We start from the raw sequence: 17674 nt of genomic DNA on the forward strand, positions 1-17674 counted from the left end.
CCTTGCAAGAGCGTATGGCAGATAATTTTTTAAAAAGAAAGATTTTAATATGACGATCTAATTTCTTCACATTACGTAATTATTGATTTTTTAAATATTGTATGTTATACTTTAGCCATGTTTAACTTTTCACAAGGGGGTGTTTGAGGTGAAAAAATTTTTCACTCTGGTTGTTATGTTTATATCCATTCTGATTTTTGCCGAAGATGTCATCAAAATTGGGGCCATATTTCCTCTGACTGGACCAGCAGCAGCCACAGGAGTGAAAATAAAATACGCCATAGAAGTTGCTCAGGAAATAATCAATGGGGTTTATCCTGACATCGATCTTGATCTTGCAAAATCTCAGGGACTCAGCAATTTGAATGGAGCAAAAATTCAGTTCATTTTTGCAGATCATCAAGCAAATCCGGAACTTGCTATGGCAGAAGCTGAAAGACTTATTCAAAATGAAAAAGTTGTTGCCTTAATTGGTTGCTACCACTCTTCAGCAACAAAGCCGGCAAGTCAGATTGCAGAAAAATATGGAATACCATTTGTCGCTGGTTCTTCGAGTTCGGCAGCACTCACAGAAAGAGGTTTGAAGTGGTTTTTCAGAATAGCACCTCATGATGGAATGGAGACAGATTTCTTTTTCCTGTACCTTAATTATCTTAAGGAAAAATACGGCGCGAACCTGAGCAGAGTGGCAGTAGTGTACATCGATAATGAATATGGCGTCCATGCTTCTCTTATGGTCAAAGAAAAAATAAAGAAATACAGTGGATTCAATTTAGTAGCTGATATCAAATATCCTGCTAATGTAACTAATGTTGATATTGAGGTTCAAAAAATCCGAGCAGCTAAACCAGATGTTATTATCCATGCTTCTTATATAGGGGATATGACAATGTTTGTGAAAAAATACAAGGAATTTAATGTGATGCCAAAAGTAGTTTTATCATTTTGCGGAGGATATCAGGACCCACAGTTCGTTATAAACCTTGGAAAAGATGCCAATTTCTTCTCTGGAACAAATGCAACGACTTCAGCACTCTTTTCAAAAATGGCAATCCTTGCAAGAATAAACCAGCTTTACAAAGCAAAATCTGGTGTTGATATCGACGGACCAACATTGGAAGATTTCGCTTCTGCAATGGTTATAGCTGAAGCGATAAATATTGCAAAATCTACAGATCCGTCAAAAATACTCGAAATACTGCAAACTCAAACTTTTTCAGCACCGTATTTTGTCTCTGGAAAAATCAAATTCGGTCCCGATGGGCAGAATCTCTATTCTGCGTCGGTTATGACTCAAATTCTTGATGGTATTTATGAAGCTGTCTGGCCAGAAGCTTTCCAGACAAAGGAGCCAGTTCCATACTTTCCTGAATGGAATAAGAGGTGAACATCGGGGGCCTTCCCCGATGTTTTGTAAGGAGGATGTCCATGATTCTTCAGATTGCCCTAACAGGGATACTTGTAGGATGTGTATATTCGCTGGTTTCAGTTGGGCTTACACTTGTTTGGGGATTGATGGATATCATAAATTTTGCTCACGGCGATTTTATGATGATTTCTATGTACACAGTTTTCTGGCTTTACAGCTTGTTTAAATGGGATCCATTCATATCTCTTCCAATTGCAGTTATAGTTGCAGCTGCACTTGGATTAACCACGTATAAACTTATCATCAAACGTTTGGTAAATGCTCCAGGTCTTATGGCTTTGCTTGCCACTTTTGGGCTGAGTTTGTTTATAAGAAATTTTGCTCAATTTCTCTGGAGCCCGAATTACAGATTCATCGGTGAATCGATTCTTTCTGGAAAGCGGATCATTTTTGGCGACATAATTATTGGCTTTCCACAACTTTTTGCCGCTGTTGGAAGTATTTTAATAACCTTATTGATAGCACTTTTTATAAAAAGAACCAGAATAGGGAAAGCTATACAGGCAACAGCACAGAACAGGGATATTGCCGAATTAATGGGGGTTGATACTGAGAAAATTTACATGCTTACATTTGCAATTTCTGGTATTTGTGTTGGTGTGGCTGGTACACTTCTTTCGGGAATCTTTCCCGTTTATCCTGAATCTGGAGCAATGTATGGTTTACTTGCTTTCGTTATAGTAGCACTTGGTGGTTTTGGAAACATATGGGGGGCATTTTATGCAGGTATACTCATTGGCCTTGCCGAAGCTTTGGGGGGATTTTATTTTGGGACTCAATTTAAATATGCAATAGCATTTCTGATATATCTTTTGGTTTTACAGTTCAGACCAAAAGGTTTATTTGGATGGTGAAATAAAATGAAAAAACTTCCTTTGTATGTGATTCTAACAGCGTTTTTTCTTTTACCTCTGATCATTCCAGATGTAAATTTTCAACACATCATGATTATGTTGCTCTTATTTGCAGGTCTTGGTGAATCTTGGAACATAATTACTGGCTTTGCAGGTCAGACATCTTTTGGGCATGCCGCTTTTTTTGGAATAGGAGCTTACACCTCCACGGTTCTGTTTTACAAATTTGGAATTTCGCCATGGGTTGGCATGATTTCAGGTTCGATTATTGCAGCTGTGATTGCTTTTCTGGTGAGTTATCCATGTTTCAAATTGAAAGGCCATTACTTTGCCATAGCAACATTGGCAGTCGCGGAGATAATAAAACAGCTTTTTGTGAGCTGGGACTATGTTGAAGGTGCTACTGGCATTTCAATCCCTGTTGTTGATAACAGTTTCTGGTTAATGCAATTTCACAACTCTAAAATTCCTTACATTTTAATTGTATATGCACTTTTTTGTCTCAGCCTCTTTGCTGCTATAACGATTGAAAAAAACAAAACGGGATACTATTTGAAAGCGATACGCGAAAGTCATGAGGCGGCAGAAGCTTTAGGGATCAATACTACCAGATACAAACTTTTTGCAATGATAACAAGTGCTGCTTTGACCTCACTCTTTGGTACTCTTTATGCACAATATATTTTGTATATTGATCCATTCATGGTTTTCAGCCTGGAGATTTCAATGAAAATAGTTCTTTTAACTGTGCTTGGAGGACTTGGAAATGTTTATGGACCTATAATAGGCGCTTCTATTCTTATCCCACTTTCAGAATACACACGAAATTACTTAGGGGGAACAGGCAAGGGGATAGATTTGATGATTTACGGCGCATTGATAATATTGATAGCATGTTTTGAACCCCAAGGTGTTATTGGTATTCTAACAAAGCGCAAAAAGCGGGGTGCCGTATATGGCAGAAGTTCTGCTTGAAGTCAAAAATGTAACAATGAAATTTGGCAATCTTGTGGCGAACAACAATATTTCATTTGAAATAAAAGAAGGAGAGTTAGTCAGTCTAATAGGACCCAACGGCGCAGGTAAGACCACAATTTTTAACTGCATCAGTGGGTTTTATAAACCAACCTCTGGAAAAATATTTTTCAACCACACCGATATAACAAACAAAAAGCCGCACGAGATAGCCAGTATGGGATTGGTTCGAACTTTTCAGATTGTGAAACCTCTCAAAGATATGACAGTTATGGAAAATGTTATAACAGGTGCTTTCCTGAGAACTTCAAGCAGAAAGGAAGCTGAGGATATCGCAAATCGTGTTTTAAAATTGACCAATCTTTTGCCAAAAAAAGATATGTTAGCCGGAAGCCTCACAATAGCAGACAAGAAAAGACTGGAGATTGCGAAAGCCCTTGCGACCAGGCCAAAAATGTTAATGCTTGATGAAGTGATGGCGGGTTTGAACCAATCAGAAATAAAAGAAGCAATGGAGTTATGTGTGAATCTCAACAAACAGGGTATAACACTTTTGATAGTAGAGCACGTTATGGAAGCTATCATGCCCATATCACAGAGAGTAATAGTTTTGAGTGCGGGAGAAAAAATCGCTGAAGGCACACCAGAGGAGATTGTAAATAACGAAAAAGTAATAACTGCTTACCTGGGGGAGAGATATTATGCTAAGGTTAAGCAATCTAACAGCAGGTTATGACACCGTGCCTGTTATTTTCAATATTTCACTTGAAGTTGCTGAATCGGAATTAGTAGCAATCGTTGGATCGAATGGCGCTGGTAAATCAACCATTTTGAAAACAATATCAGGGTTGCTGAAACCCTTTTCTGGGGAAATAGAGTTTCTGGGTAAAAAGATCCACAAATTGACTCCCCACGAAATAGTAAAGCTTGGAATTGCTCATGTTCCGGAAGGCAGGCATATTTTCGGAAAAATGACTGTCAAAGATAATCTTTTAATGGGAGCGTATACTATCAAAGACGAAAAGAAAATACACAAACTTTTACAAGACATATATGATCTTTTTCCCAGGCTGAAAGAAAGAGAAAATCAAAAAAGTGAAACTCTCTCTGGTGGAGAACAGCAAATGCTTGCTATAGCAAGGGCACTCATGGCTGACCCAAAGCTGCTTCTTGTTGATGAGATGTCCCTGGGATTAATGCCAGTCATGGTCGATAAAGTGCTCGAAACATTGAAGAAGATCAATGTAGAAAAAAAAGTAGCTATCTTACTCGTCGAACAAAAAGTGCAAGAGGCACTCGAGATAGCTGATAGAGGTTATGTAATACAAACAGGAAAAATTGTGGCGGCAGATAGCGCCACAGCTCTTCTAAATAGCGAACTTGTCAGGAAAGCTTATCTCGGTTTGTGAAACTATTTCGTTCTATTCTGATAATCTTTCCAGTCTTTCATGAATCTATCTATTCCTATATCAGTTAACGGATGATTGAACATTGATTGGAGCACTTTAAAAGGTACAGTTACTATATCTGCTCCGATTAAAGCAGCATGAACGATATGCATTGGATGGCGAACACTTGCAACTATTATTTCTGCGCGAAAATCATAATTCTCTATAATCTGCACGATCTCTTCTATTAATTTCATACCATCAGAAGAAATATCGTCCAATCTGCCTACAAATGGGCTAACGTACCTTGCTCCTGCCTTCATTGCCAGAAGAGCCTGTGCAGAAGAGAATATAAGCGTCATATTTACCGCTATATTTTCTTCGCTCAGAACTTTTGTTGCTTTCAAACCATCTTTTGTCATGGGAATTTTTATAACCACGTGTTTATCAATTTCTGCCAATTTTTTTGCTTCCTCAATCATTTCATTCCAGTTTAAAGCTGTTACTTCAGCTGAAACCGGCCCCTTAACGATTTCACAGATTTCTTTTATTCTTTTCTCGAAAGGCACATTTTCTTTTGCCACCAGTGTGGGATTTGTTGTCACTCCATCTATTACACCCCAATCTGCAGCTGTTTTTATCTCTTCCAGATTTGCAGTGTCAAGGAAAATCTTCATATTTTCACCTCCAAAAGTGGTAACAATTGATACAGTGAATCTTCTTTTAATATGTTACCATGCGATTGTGAGGTGATAAAATGAGTGAATTCTTAAAAAATAGTGAATTTAAAAAGCAAAAAATAAAGGAATTCTTGAAAAAGATCCACGATGGAGAAGATGTGAAAATTATAAAGAAAGAATTTAAAGATTTCCTGAGCGGTATTTCCCCACTTGAAATACCGGTGCTTGAACAGGAACTTTTGAAAGAAGGCATCACGGCAAAAGAAATAGCAAAGATGTGCGATATTCACGTTGAGTTATTTAGAGATGCAGTTTCTGACTCTGTTAAAAATCTTGAAAATTTACCGGATGGGCATCCTTTGAAAACATTGATTCTGGAAAACAGAGAAATAGTGAAAGATGCGGAATTAGCAAGCCTTATATCAGCTTCAATTAAAGCAGGCAGCGATCTTAAAAAAGATTTGCTTGATAAACTGGTCCAAATACTGGAAGATCTTTCTTCAATAGGAAAAACACATTACAGTCGTGAAGAAATGTTAATCTTTCCGTACCTTGAAAGACGTGGGATAACTGCTGTACCGACAGTTTTATGGACAAAACACGATGAAATAAGAGTTCAAATAAAATTATTGCTATATTTTCTAAGAAGTAATAACAATATAACTGATGAATTCCTCAAGTCAGTTCATGAAAAAACATACAAACTTTCAAGTGCCATAATAGACATGGTTTTCCGTGAAAATAATATTCTGTATCCAACGATAAATATTTTATTAAATGAAGGCGAATGGTTAGCAATAAAAGAGCAAGAGCACGTTTTTGGATATTACAAAATTCAACCAGAAGATCAATGGCAAACCTTAGATAAGCCTTTGCAGCCATTTGAAACACAAGATGAAATAGACGATGAACAATTTAAAAAATTACCAGATGAGATAAAGATGGTTTTGCAGAACGCAAAACCTCGAGCCGAACAGCTGGCCATTCAAAGAGAGGGCGATATTAAGCTTGATATAGGTTATCTTTCTATCGAAGAACTCAACACCATACTCAACAACCTTCCGTTTGATATAACTTTTATAGACAAAAGTGACAGAGTTAGATTTTTTTCCTCAAACCACAGAATTTTTCCAAGAACTCCATCTATCATAGGTAGGTTTGTTCAACATTGCCATCCACCAAAAAGTGTCCCTATAGTAAACAAAATTCTCAAAGCGTTCAAAAACGGTGAAAAAAATTTTGCAGAATTCTGGATACAAATGAATGGTAGATTTGTTTACATAAGATATATTCCTGTGTATGACAGCAAAGGAGATTATTCAGGCACTATCGAATTAGTGCAGGATATAACCGATATAAAAAAATTGGAAGGCGAAAAGAGATTGCTTGATTGGAAAGATTAAATCACCTAACTCGATACTCTTTCCACTTGCCTTTTGAGAAAACAATTGCGGCATATGCTAATTCGGCAATTTCTGCAATTATGAAAGAAAACCAGACGTATAGGCTTGGTAGTTTGAACAGCAGAGTAACGATTGCAACGTAAGGCAGCTGTGCAAACCATCTGCCGATGATACTCGATAACATTGCTGGCAACGTATATCCAGCGCCGAAGAAACTACTCATTAGTGCGACTGCAAAAGCAGCGATAAGAATAGACCAGGAACCAATTCTCACAGCACTGACTCCTTCGGCAATTACTTCTGGTTCATGAACAAAAAAATTCATAATTGTCTCAGGGAAAATGTTTGCCAGAACAACAAATCCAAGAACAAACAGAGAACTATAGATAGCTGCAAGCAACACAGTCTTTTCGGCTCTTTCAATCTTATTGGCGCCAAGATTTTGTCCGATGATTGTGCTTGCGCCCATTGAAAAACCCATCAAAGGTATGAATGCAAGCCCCATAAGTCTGCTAACAACGCCTACTACTGCTAATGTAGTCGAGCCGTAAGCTGCCAGAAATTTCATCAAAACGGCATTTGACAGACTCCTCATGAACACTTCGACGCCGCTTGGAAGCCCAATAGTCATAAGTTTTTTATCGATTTCTCTGTCAAGCCTGAAAAGCCCACGAATTGAAATTTTTATTTCTCCTCTTCCTTTCAGCAAAAGACCAAATCCCCATATAAATGCCACACATGTTGATATAACTGTCGCAACTGCTGCACCGCTTACACCAAGACCGAATCCTTTCATGTTGATACCAGGTATTTTTTCAAACATAAATACCGGATCAAGAATTATATTCAATACGGCACTTGCTCCCATTATAATCATAGGCAGTCTTGATTCGCCTGTGGTTCGCTGCGCTGTATACGTTGAATAAGTTGCAAAAAAGATTGGCATGAAAAAACTTCGCCAGTATCCATATTCAAGGCCTGCTTGTATTACTTCCCTGTCTTTACTAAAAAAGCTCATCAATGGCTTGAGGAACAAAACCAAAAGAAGCGAAGCTATTAATGCAACAAAAGCTTTAAAAACAATAGTTTGTTCTATAACCCTGTTTGTTCTCTCATAATCTTTTGCACCATAATTTTGCGAAATGAGAGATATTGAACTAACGCCTATTATTTCATTGAGAACTTCTATCAACCAGAATACCGTTGAAAAAACGGCTACTCCGGCAATTGCTTTGGCGGAAATTCTGCCTATCCAGAACATGTCGACAACGTCATATAATGCTTGCAACGCAAAACCGCCCATTGTGGGCAGTGCCATATAAAATAAATTCTTGGTCAGGTTACCTTGCGTTAAATCTCTACTCAAACATATCACCTTTATTCAGCTATTTTGTGTACAGGCATCTTAGATTTTACACATTTAATGTATCTTCACAAAATATCTTTTGTTTACATAATAGTAACTTAAAAATCTTTGAAGTTATCGTAGATGTAATAGATTGTAATCGCGAGAAATATTTAGAATTAAGTGGATATTTGCTGATTTTGGTTAATAATCCTGTCAAATGATTATTTATAAGATAGTAATGTTATTTGACAAAAACGCAAAAAATGTGTATTTTACTAATTGTTTCTCGGTAACGTTACCGTTATAAAACAAGGGGAGGTGTTTCAGGTGAGGAAGACTTTTATTTTCCTACTTCTAACACTGCTTGCGCTTTTTATTTTTGCAAAAGAAAAAATAGTTATCAACAGCTATATGTCGGACCCAGCTCCAAGAAAAGCATTCGCTGAACTTGTGAAGATTTTTCAGGAGAAGTATCCAGAATACGAGGTTACTGTGAACACTTTCGCCCATGAAGATTTCAAAACACTCTTAAGAACATGGCTTGCTGCTCCAAAAGGAACTGCTGATGTAGTAACATGGTTTGCAGGCGAACGCATGAGATATTTTGCCGAAATGAAGTTGATCACACCTGTAGAAGAAGTATTCAAAGAGTCATCCTGGGAAAATTATTTTCCTGCATCCTTTAAAAGCACCTGCTCCTATAACGACAGAATCTATTTCATACCTCAGAGCTGGTATTGGTGGGGAGTCTATTACAGAAAATCGGTCTTTGAGAAATATGGGATAAAAGAGCCAAAAACATGGGATGAATTCCTGAAAGTTTGCGAAACTCTAAAGGCAAATGGAATATCGCCAATCGCGATTGGTAGCAAATTTCCATGGACTGCAGCTGGCTGGTTTGATATCTTGAATCTCAGAATTAACGGCCTTGATTATCATATTGATCTTACGGCTGGTAAAATCCCGTACAACGATTCAAAACTTTTAAAGGTATTTGAATACTGGAAACAGCTTGTGGATAACGGATATTTATTGCCAAATCACACGTCTTATGAATGGCAGGAAGGCGCTACTTTTCTTTTTAGAGGTCAGGCAGGTATGTATTACATGGGGCAGTTTATCAAAGATGTAGCCCCGGAAGAAGTGAAGAATGATCTGGATTTCTTCAGATTCCCAATCATCGATCCTTCTGTACCGCTTTATGAAGAAACGCCCATCGATGGTTTCATGATTCCAGCCAATGCTCCAAACAGGAAGGGAGCAATAGAGTTTTTGAAATTCATTGCTTCCAAAGAAGCACAGGAGAAATTTGCCAGAGATCTTGGAAGGCTTGCTGCAAATATCGAAGTTGCCCCGCCTGATGAACATGCCAAAAAAGGTCTTGACATGATACTTGCTTCTGCCGGTGTTTCGCAATTCTACGATAGAGATACCAATCCAGAGATGGCTGAAATTGGAATGAATGCACTTATAGAATTTCTACAGAATCCTGGAAAAATAAACTCCATACTCGATAATCTGGAGATGGAAAGAAAGAGAATTTACGGAATCAAATGACTTTGCCCGTGGGAATCCCCCACGGGTTCTTGGAGGTATATGATGCGAAAAAATATCACACCATACCTATTTCTCGCAATTCCTTTTTTAATGTACTGTATATGGGTTATTTTTCCTATTTTACAAACCTTCATAGTTTCTTTCACAAAATGGGATGGTATGACACAAATGAAATTCATAGGTATAGAAAATTTCAAAAGATTGATCAATGACAAATATTTTGGTTTATCACTTGTGAACAATATAAAATGGATGATAGGTTTTGTTATCCTTTCTATACCCCTGGGATTATTCTTTGCTATTTTGATGGATCAGAAATTTGCTGGTCATAAAATATATAAATCTCTTGTTTACTTACCAATGGCTCTATCTTTTGTTGTTATAGGTCAAATATGGTCATGGATATTAGAGCCAACTGGTGGTATTGTCAACGCATTCTTGAATTTCATTGGTTTGGGTAATCTGGCAAAACCATGGCTAAGTGATCCAAAAATTGTGACTTATTCACTCATAGCTGCTGCCTTGTGGAGGCAGATACCTTACGCGATGGTCCTGTTTTTAGCAGGATTAAAAAATGTCTCGAGCGAGTTAGTTGAAGCAGCAGTTGTTGATGGCGCAAATGCTTTTCAAAGATTCTTTTATGTTATATTACCAGCGTTGAAACCCGCGATGGTTATTGCCATAACTGTCAATATAATAGATTCTTTGAGGGCATTCGATATAGTTTTTGTCATGACTCGTGGTGGTCCTTACTATTCCTCAAGTGTGATGGCTAACTACATGTATGTCCAGGCCTTTCACAATTACAGGATGGGCTATGGAGCATCTGTAGCAGTAGTCCAATTTCTCATAACATTTAGTTTTATCCTCTTATATTTGATAAATGTTCTTAAAAAGGAGGAACGTTAGTGAAGAAATCCATCAGAGCTATGACTTTTTATATTCTCTCAACAAGCATTGTTGTTTTATGGATGATTCCTTTTCTCATAGCCATTTTTACTGCATTTAAGACAATGGATGAGATATTCATGCTCAGAAATTTCTGGTCTGTTCCGAAATCGTGGACTTTTGATAATTTCAAAACAGCCTGGGTTGAAGGAAATATGGGGAGATATTTCATAAATACTTTTTTTGTAACCGCAGTATCAGTGGTTTTGACTTTGTTTTTATCAAGTTTGAGTGCATTTGCCTTATCATGGTATAGGTTCAAATTGAGAACTGCTATTCTTGTGATTTTTGTTGCTGGAATGCTTATACCTTTTCAAATGCTTTTGATACCTGTATACAAATTTTCTCTGTCTACTGGGCTTTACGATTCCCTCTGGGGATTGATACTATTCCACGCGGCTTTTCAAATAGGATTTTGCACATTTTTTCTCAGAAATTTTATGGTAACTATTCCGACGAGTATATTCGAAGCCGCCAGAATAGACGGTGCAAATGCTTTCAGGATATATTCGAAGATAATTATGCCACTCGTTAAACCTGCAATAGCTGCTCTATCAATACTGGAATTTACCTGGATATGGAACGATTACCTCTGGTCTCTCATACTTATTCAGAGCGATAGTAAAAAGACTGTTACTCTTGGATTAACGTCACTTCAAGGTCAATGGATCTCAAGCTGGAATGTTATTGCTGCCGGTGCTCTTCTGGCAGCTGTTGTCCCGATTATCGTATTTCTTTTGTTTCAAAGGTATTTCATAGAAGGTCTAACCATGGGAAGTGTAAAAGAGTAGAATAACTTTCAAGGGGGTTTTTAGATGAAAAAATTTGTCACAATAAAAGATATTGCCAAGAAAGCTGGCGTATCAATTAACACGGTTTCTCGAGCCCTTAACAACAAACCCGATATAAATCCAGAAACAAAGAAAAAAGTCCTCGAAATTGCTAAGGAACTTGGTTATATAAGAGATTTAAGCGCTCTGTCTTTAAAAAATGGTGTGACAAGAACCATCGGAGTTGTTTTTGAAGATAGTTCGAACCCATTTTATGCGGAAGTTTTTAAAGGTGTGGAGCACCAGGCAAGAAAATACGGTTACCAGGTTATATTGATGAACACCGAAAGAGATTACATAAGAGAAATCCAGGCTGTTGAAACCCTTATAGAAAAGCGGGTGGATGGAATAATAATTTCCCCAACCCAATTCGATAAAAAAGATATCGAGCATCTAATCAATTTGAATTATCCGTTTGTAGTTCTGGGAGTTCATTTCGAAAACTCACAATTTGATGAGATCTATTCAGATGATTTAAAGGGAGGTTATTTAGCCACCAGACATCTGCTTGAAAGAGGAAAGCAAAAAATTTTGATGATAAACGCCTATATGTATAAATCTGTAGCAAAAATGAGATACCTCGGTTATAAAAGAGCACTTGAAGAATCTGGATTGCAACCTTATTTTATGGTGGAAATAGAAGAAGGGTATGAGTCGTGTTTCAATAAAATACTGGAACTTAAAAACATGAGCTACGATGCTGTGTTTTGTTTCAATGACGTCTTTGCCATAGCGGCTCTCAAAGCGCTTAAAGCCCTCAACAAAAGAGTTCCTCAAGACGTTGCTGTTGTAGGTTATGATGATATATCATATGCATCGTTTGTTAATCCGTCGCTTACAACTGTGAGAATCGACAAGTACAAAGAGGGCATGATCGCTTTCGATCTTTTACATGAGAGATTAACCGAAAAACGAACTGAGCCTGCCCAGATAGTTCTTGATGTCGAGCTCATCGAAAGAGAAAGCAGCTAACTGTAGTAATTTTTCATCTCTTTGTTGAAGGGCAGATCTAAGATATCTTTGATAACCCCTTTGACCTGTTTATATGATCTGGTTCGCGGATCTCTCAGGAGAATCTCCTCTATGGCTCGCAAATCTGCTGTTTTAAAAGCTTCAAGTGCCCATTTCATTTTCAAAATTCTTGGCATTAAATACCACTCTTTTATTCTATCTGTTAGATCCGGTTCTATTTTTTCAGGGTGTATGCCGCTTTCATCAACAGTAACAGGAATTTCAACAACAATATCGTCGGGAAGGTTTTTCAGCGTACCGTTATTTTCAACATTCAGCACCAGTCGTGCCTTTTTGTTGTTAATAAGCGCATTTATGAATGGAATATGCTGTTCCTGACTGTCAATTGATTCTGGAAAAATTTCAGGGGCAACATCAGTCAATTTCAAGTTACGATTCTCGCGCAATTCCTCAGCAAGTTTTATGAGTTTTGATCGTGTTTTTCTCAATTGATCATAAAATTTTGGTCTTTCTATCTCATTGTCTATACCACCAAATTTTCCATACCATCTCTTTTTTGTCTCAAGATCATAATGGTATTTCCACGTTCCGCTTCTGACAGTATCTCCTATGGGAAGCATTCCGTAGAATTCGTACATGTCTATTGCAGCAAAAGATAAATCTACATCCCAGGGATCTTTTGGTTGCCATTTTTCGGATTTATCTTTGATCCATTTTTTGAGTATCTCATAGCCGTTCAAGTTTTCAAAATAGAATCTGTTTAACCATATGGCGTGGTTAACTCCGGCAACCTGCCAATCAACTTTTTCGGGATCTATGTTGAGTGCCTCGGTTACCTTGAAAATGTGCGCATATCCATGACAGAAGCCGACTACTTTCACTTTTGTAAGGTCTTTGATCAGCTGTGTTATTTCAAAAACAGGGTTTGAAGTTTGCAGAAGCCAGGCATCTGGACATACTTTTTCAATTGTTCTCGCTATATCCAGACTCATTTTCAGGTGGTTGTAATTGCTAAGAGTATAATAATCTGAAACCATATTGAATTCCTGGCTATCTATACCCCTGTAATAACCGTGCTCCTCGCCTATTTTTCTCACGATTTCGTATTGTACATATCCATCTTCATGACCTTCCGCCCTGGCAAGCGCAGTATTGATAATGAAATCAGCATTTTTTAATGCTTCCTCTAAATCAGTTGTGCTCTGTATATTCAAATTTGCCCCAAGTTCCTCAGAATATTTTTCTGCCAGAATATGAGTGGCTCTCAGACGTTCTTCATCTATATCCATTAATCCAATATCTACGTTATTCAGCTCACAAGTTTTTGCCAGATCACCGATTAACTTTATTGTATATCTAACACTACCTGCTCCTATGAAAACTATTTTTTTACTCATCATCTCCCTCCTTCAATTCTATTATCTTTTCTGTATCGGCAGATTCTCTTGCCAGAAGCGCAATCTCTGTTGCTAATATAGAATCCTGTGGTGTAACCATACAAGGACCTTTTCCAGTTATCTGCGCAATGAAATCAGTGAATATCTGTTTTTCTTCAACCAGATCTGGCTCTACAGGCCCTTCATCGCTGATCAAATAAACTCGCCCGTTGATCACTTCCATTACCCCTTTTGTCCCCGCAATTCTTATTCTATCGTCATCATGAGTAGGAGCACTGGATGGCCTTAGATAATCAATACTCAATGAGGCAAAGACCTCGTCTTCGAGCGTGAAATGGCAGAGCGCCGTGCTTTCAAGTTCCCCATGGTTCTTATTTGCTATTCTTGAATGAGTTGCATAGATTTTTAAGAATTTCTTTTTTGAAAACCAGTTAATCCAATCAATTGCATGTATGCCAACCCATAAAATAGTTCCTGTGTAAGTGTCTCGTCTTTTGTAAAAATCCGGCCTTGTACCAAGTTTGTATGATTTCTGAGTATTTATAAGTCTTATTTCACCAATTTTACCGGAGTCTATTAAAAGTTTTGCTGTCAAAAAATGTGCTTTATAACGTAAACCAAACATTGCAGTGAAAAACATTTCTTCTTTCACTTTCTCATACAGATTTTTAATCTCGTTCAATTCCTCAAGAGAAGCCGCAATGGGTTTTTCCACAAAAGCATTTATCTTTCTTTCAAGCAAATATTTAAGGATTTTTCCATTATTGGAAAAAAACGTGTTTACAACAACTATATCAGGCTTTTCTATATCAAGCATTTTTCTGTAATCACTGTACTCTTTTGCCAAAAGTCCCATTTTTTTCATATCGTTTCTCAATACACCGATATTTTCCCCGGCTGAACCAGGTGCAATACCAGATATTTTCATACCTTTGCTTAAAGATTTAAGCACATACCCATAATGACCACTTGCACCTATTATGCAAATTTTCATTTCGTACCACCTTTGAAAAATTCGTAATTGTCAAGCTCTATTTTTCTGCCATGCTTTGCCCACGATATGCCCATTTCTGAGAAAAGCTTATTTTTTTCAAAACAACTTTTCATAAATTCAGAAAGTCCTTTAACCCAGAAAAGCGATTTATCTTTATCGAATTTCACTACGGCTTCTGGAAAATCGATTATTTCAGAAGACTCATGAGCACCGTTTATAACGAGAGTTTGAGAAAGAGCTGATTCAAGAGTACATACAGGTTCATTTCTGCCTTTTCCCAAGTTTTCCATAACCACCCATAATTTTCTCATGCTGCCATGTTCTACCGGACCATAAATCTCTTTTCTGTTTTTATAAATTGCAATTATTTTTCCCTGGCTTTCCGGTATTTCTGGATCATTGTAGACAATTTTTGCACCTTCAAAATCAAAAGCAAATTGGGGCCCCCAGAGTTCATTAACTGCATGTGATGCATAAAACATAATTTCTGCAGAAAGGGTTTTAATTTTCATGCAGCAGGTGTCAAAGCTTTCTATTTTATTTACTCTGTAAAGTTCTGCTTCGACAGCTTTGGGGGTAATTGAATTTTGTAAATCATTGCCTATTAAAAAAAGCATGGCATGCAAGAAATGGGATGTTGCGTTGTTTGCAACACTATCCAGTACAAATTTTCCGTTCATTATCAATCTCCCAGCCCAGGACGTTCTTTTGTAATAGAAAATATCCCTTGGCCAGAGAACCAGCGCTTTAAGTCTCAAAGGAGCACCGAATTTTCCTGCAATCACGTCCTGTTTCAATTTTAAAAAAACAGGGTCATAAGCCCACTGAAATCCTACTGCAACAAGTTTTCTGTGACGTTCTCTCTGGTATATCATTTCTTTGATCTCTTGAACAGTTGCAGCTGCTGGTTTTTCACACAGAACATTACTGCCATTTTCAAGTGCTTCGCAAGTTTGCTCACAGTGATAATGTATAGGAGAAGATATAATGGCAAGATCTGCTTTTTTATGCCGATAAAATTCTTTGAGGGTTTTGAATATCGGTATATCCATATCTTCCAATCTGCTGTACATAGTGCTTTTCTCTGGGTAAGGATCCACTACTCCAGCTATTCTGAACCAGCTGTCAGTTTTCTTCAGAATGTTTTCCACATATTTAGCGCTATAACCACCAATGCCTGCTAAAACAACCGATATTTGTTTCATCAATAACACCACCCTAATATTTCAAGCCACCTGCCATAATACCTTTCATAAAGAATTTCTGGAAGACAAGAAAAATGACCAGTGTTGGTATTATAGTCAGAGTTGAAAATGCGAGAATCGTATTCCAGGGTACACCCCCATATTCGCCCTGAATAACAGCAAGTGCCAGTTGAAGTGTATAAAGACTCCTTCTATTTACAACAAGCAATGGCAGGACAAAATCATTCCACCTCCATGTGAAAGAAAATATACAAAGTGCGGCTATTAAAGGCTTGGAAAGGGGCATAACAATACGCCAGAAGATCTGCCATTCGTTAGCGCCATCTATTTTTGCACTTTCGAGCAATTCATCTGGCATATCCTTCATATACTGTATAGCTGTGAACATACCTGTTGGTGTATAAATCGCAGGTAGAATCAAACCCCAGAGGCTGTTGATCAGCTCCAGGCGTCTTATCACCACGAAAAGAGGCACCATTATGACCTGAGCAGTCACAAAAAGTGTCATTACTATCAATCTATTCAGAGCAATTCTACTCACGAATGTACCTTTTGCCAAACCATAACCTCCCATCACGCAAACAAGTATAGTTATAACTGTTGCGGTAGTTGCAACAAAAATAGTATTTTTTAAATATGTCAAAAGCTCCTGATTTTTTATGGCCTCACGGTATCCATCAAGAGTCAGGGATTTTGGGAATATAGAAGGAGGGTATGAATAAACCTCTTTCAAGCTTTTGAAAGACGAAGCAATTGAATAATAAACAGGTAGCATATAAAAAATCAAAGCAACTATTAAGAAAAACCATTTTATGAACTTTGCCATTTAATTCCCCCCAGAAGACTCACTTAGATTCGCGTACTCTCAAAGTAACCATTGCTATTGCAAACGATATCAGCAAAAATACAACTGACATTGCATAGGCATATCCTATTCTAAATTGTGTAAAAGCAGTGTTGTAAATATACAGAGGCGTTACCATTGTGGAATAACCGGGGCCACCGCCTGTCAAAACGTAAACACCCGCAAAATCTCTGAACACATGAGCTATAGATGTTGTTAAGACAAGTAAATTGGTATTTTTAAGCAAAGGGAAGGTGACATACCAGAATATCTGCCATCTGTTTGCCCCATCTATTTTTGCTGCTTCATGATATTCTTGGGAAATATTTTGAAGCCCTGTTATAAACATCATCATCAACAAACCTGTCATGCCCCATGTTCTGAGAAATGCTATGGAAAAAAGGGCAGGTGTAGGTTTCAATAACCATGCAACAGGTTTCATGCCCAAAGATTTCAAGATGTGATTCAATAATCCAAGGTCATAAGATAGAAGCCATTTCCACATTGTTGTTCCTGCAACGGCAGGCATCATATAAGGCCAATAAAACAATGCCCTGAGTATTTTCGAAGAGGTATTTTCCCTGTGTAAAGCAAGCGCAAGAGCAAGTGGAACAAAGAAGGTAAGAGGGACTGTTAAGAGTAGAAGTTTTATGGAAACCCAGATAGAATTCCAGAACCATTTATCCTCAAGCATCCTTTTGAAATTGCTCAGTCCGGTGAATCTGGCCGGACTGAGAAGATCCCAGCTATAAAAACTTGTGAAAAAAACACTCACGATAGGAGCCAGAACAAAAATTCCAAGGAAGATCAAAGCAGGTAAAACAAAAATGAATCTGCTTTTCACCAGGGC

The 17674-nt window shown here is 37.7% G+C and carries 17 protein-coding genes; 10 read left to right on the plus strand and 7 right to left on the minus strand.

Annotated features, from left to right (window positions below):
- The first annotated feature begins 148 nt into the window (after window positions 1-148).
- From TLET_RS05730 to TLET_RS05750, 5 genes are read left to right on the plus strand one after another with little or no spacing between them, the layout of a single operon-like run.
- Window positions 149-1387, plus strand: a complete 1239-nt coding sequence (locus TLET_RS05730; RefSeq protein ID WP_012003165.1) for an ABC transporter substrate-binding protein — start codon at window positions 149-151, stop codon at window positions 1385-1387.
- Window positions 1388-1428: 41 nt separating this feature from the next.
- Window positions 1429-2283: a branched-chain amino acid ABC transporter permease gene (locus TLET_RS05735; protein ID WP_012003166.1), complete on the plus strand. Its 855-nt coding sequence runs from the start codon at window positions 1429-1431 to the stop codon at window positions 2281-2283.
- A 6-nt stretch (window positions 2284-2289) separates the two neighbouring features.
- Window positions 2290-3258: a branched-chain amino acid ABC transporter permease gene (locus tag TLET_RS05740; protein WP_012003167.1), complete on the plus strand. Its 969-nt coding sequence runs from the start codon at window positions 2290-2292 to the stop codon at window positions 3256-3258.
- Window positions 3239-3994: an ABC transporter ATP-binding protein gene (locus TLET_RS05745; protein WP_012003168.1), complete on the plus strand. Its 756-nt coding sequence runs from the start codon at window positions 3239-3241 to the stop codon at window positions 3992-3994. Before TLET_RS05740 ends, TLET_RS05745 begins: the two co-directional genes overlap by 20 nt.
- Window positions 3960-4667 carry an ABC transporter ATP-binding protein gene (locus TLET_RS05750; RefSeq protein WP_012003169.1) on the plus strand — a complete coding sequence of 236 codons (708 nt, stop codon included), beginning with the start codon at window positions 3960-3962 and terminating at the stop codon, window positions 4665-4667. The genes TLET_RS05745 and TLET_RS05750 overlap by 35 nt, the downstream gene beginning before the upstream one ends.
- 2 nt (window positions 4668-4669) lie before the next feature.
- On the opposite strand, the gene fsa is transcribed toward TLET_RS05750, so the two are convergent.
- Complete coding sequence (gene fsa / locus TLET_RS05755) at window positions 4670-5323, minus strand: fructose-6-phosphate aldolase (RefSeq protein ID WP_012003170.1); 654 nt, start codon at window positions 5321-5323, stop codon at window positions 4670-4672.
- An 80-nt stretch (window positions 5324-5403) separates the two neighbouring features.
- Between fsa and TLET_RS05760 the strand changes: the two genes are divergently transcribed.
- The gene (locus tag TLET_RS05760; protein WP_012003171.1) at window positions 5404-6729 is read left to right on the plus strand and encodes a DUF438 domain-containing protein; all 1326 of its coding nucleotides are present in this window, start codon (window positions 5404-5406) and stop codon (window positions 6727-6729) included.
- Between the two features lies 1 nt (window position 6730).
- Here the strand turns inward: TLET_RS05760 and TLET_RS05765 are convergent, their stop codons facing one another.
- The gene (locus TLET_RS05765) at window positions 6731-8095 is read right to left on the minus strand and encodes an MATE family efflux transporter (protein WP_012003172.1); all 1365 of its coding nucleotides are present in this window, start codon (window positions 8093-8095) and stop codon (window positions 6731-6733) included.
- Between the two features lie 309 nt (window positions 8096-8404).
- On the opposite strand from TLET_RS05765, the gene TLET_RS05770 reads away from it, so the two are divergent.
- Genes TLET_RS05770 through TLET_RS05785 form a run of 4 tightly spaced genes read left to right on the plus strand, consistent with a single transcriptional unit; the run spans window position 8405 to window position 12384 of the window.
- Window positions 8405-9634 (plus strand): ABC transporter substrate-binding protein, encoded by a 1230-nt coding sequence (locus TLET_RS05770; RefSeq protein ID WP_012003173.1) that lies wholly within the window; start codon window positions 8405-8407, stop codon window positions 9632-9634.
- Window positions 9635-9673: 39 nt separating this feature from the next.
- Window positions 9674-10543, plus strand: a complete 870-nt coding sequence (locus TLET_RS05775) for a carbohydrate ABC transporter permease (RefSeq protein WP_028844044.1) — start codon at window positions 9674-9676, stop codon at window positions 10541-10543.
- Entirely contained in the window at window positions 10543-11373 is an 831-nt protein-coding gene (locus TLET_RS05780) for a carbohydrate ABC transporter permease (RefSeq protein ID WP_012003175.1), read from the plus strand. The genes TLET_RS05775 and TLET_RS05780 overlap by 1 nt, the downstream gene beginning before the upstream one ends.
- A gap of 24 nt (window positions 11374-11397) precedes the next feature.
- The gene (locus tag TLET_RS05785; RefSeq protein ID WP_012003176.1) at window positions 11398-12384 is read left to right on the plus strand and encodes a LacI family DNA-binding transcriptional regulator; all 987 of its coding nucleotides are present in this window, start codon (window positions 11398-11400) and stop codon (window positions 12382-12384) included.
- Here TLET_RS05785 and aglA read toward each other — a convergent pair.
- Genes aglA through TLET_RS05810 form a run of 5 tightly spaced genes read right to left on the minus strand, consistent with a single transcriptional unit; the run spans window position 12381 to window position 17668 of the window.
- The gene (aglA, locus tag TLET_RS05790; RefSeq protein WP_012003177.1) at window positions 12381-13781 is read right to left on the minus strand and encodes an alpha-glucosidase AglA; all 1401 of its coding nucleotides are present in this window, start codon (window positions 13779-13781) and stop codon (window positions 12381-12383) included. The two genes, TLET_RS05785 and aglA, sit on opposite strands and share 4 nt — an antisense overlap.
- Window positions 13774-14775, minus strand: coding sequence for a Gfo/Idh/MocA family protein (locus TLET_RS05795; protein ID WP_012003178.1), 1002 nt, complete (start codon window positions 14773-14775; stop codon window positions 13774-13776). Before TLET_RS05795 ends, aglA begins: the two co-directional genes overlap by 8 nt.
- The gene (locus TLET_RS05800; protein ID WP_012003179.1) at window positions 14772-15980 is read right to left on the minus strand and encodes a Gfo/Idh/MocA family protein; all 1209 of its coding nucleotides are present in this window, start codon (window positions 15978-15980) and stop codon (window positions 14772-14774) included. The genes TLET_RS05795 and TLET_RS05800 overlap by 4 nt, the downstream gene beginning before the upstream one ends.
- A gap of 13 nt (window positions 15981-15993) precedes the next feature.
- The gene (locus TLET_RS05805; protein WP_012003180.1) at window positions 15994-16806 is read right to left on the minus strand and encodes a carbohydrate ABC transporter permease; all 813 of its coding nucleotides are present in this window, start codon (window positions 16804-16806) and stop codon (window positions 15994-15996) included.
- A 19-nt stretch (window positions 16807-16825) separates the two neighbouring features.
- Complete coding sequence (locus TLET_RS05810; protein ID WP_228368994.1) at window positions 16826-17668, minus strand: carbohydrate ABC transporter permease; 843 nt, start codon at window positions 17666-17668, stop codon at window positions 16826-16828.
- Window positions 17669-17674 lie beyond the last annotated feature (6 nt).

This window comes from Pseudothermotoga lettingae TMO (assembly GCF_000017865.1).
Taxonomy (GTDB): domain Bacteria; phylum Thermotogota; class Thermotogae; order Thermotogales; family DSM-5069; genus Pseudothermotoga_B; species Pseudothermotoga_B elfii.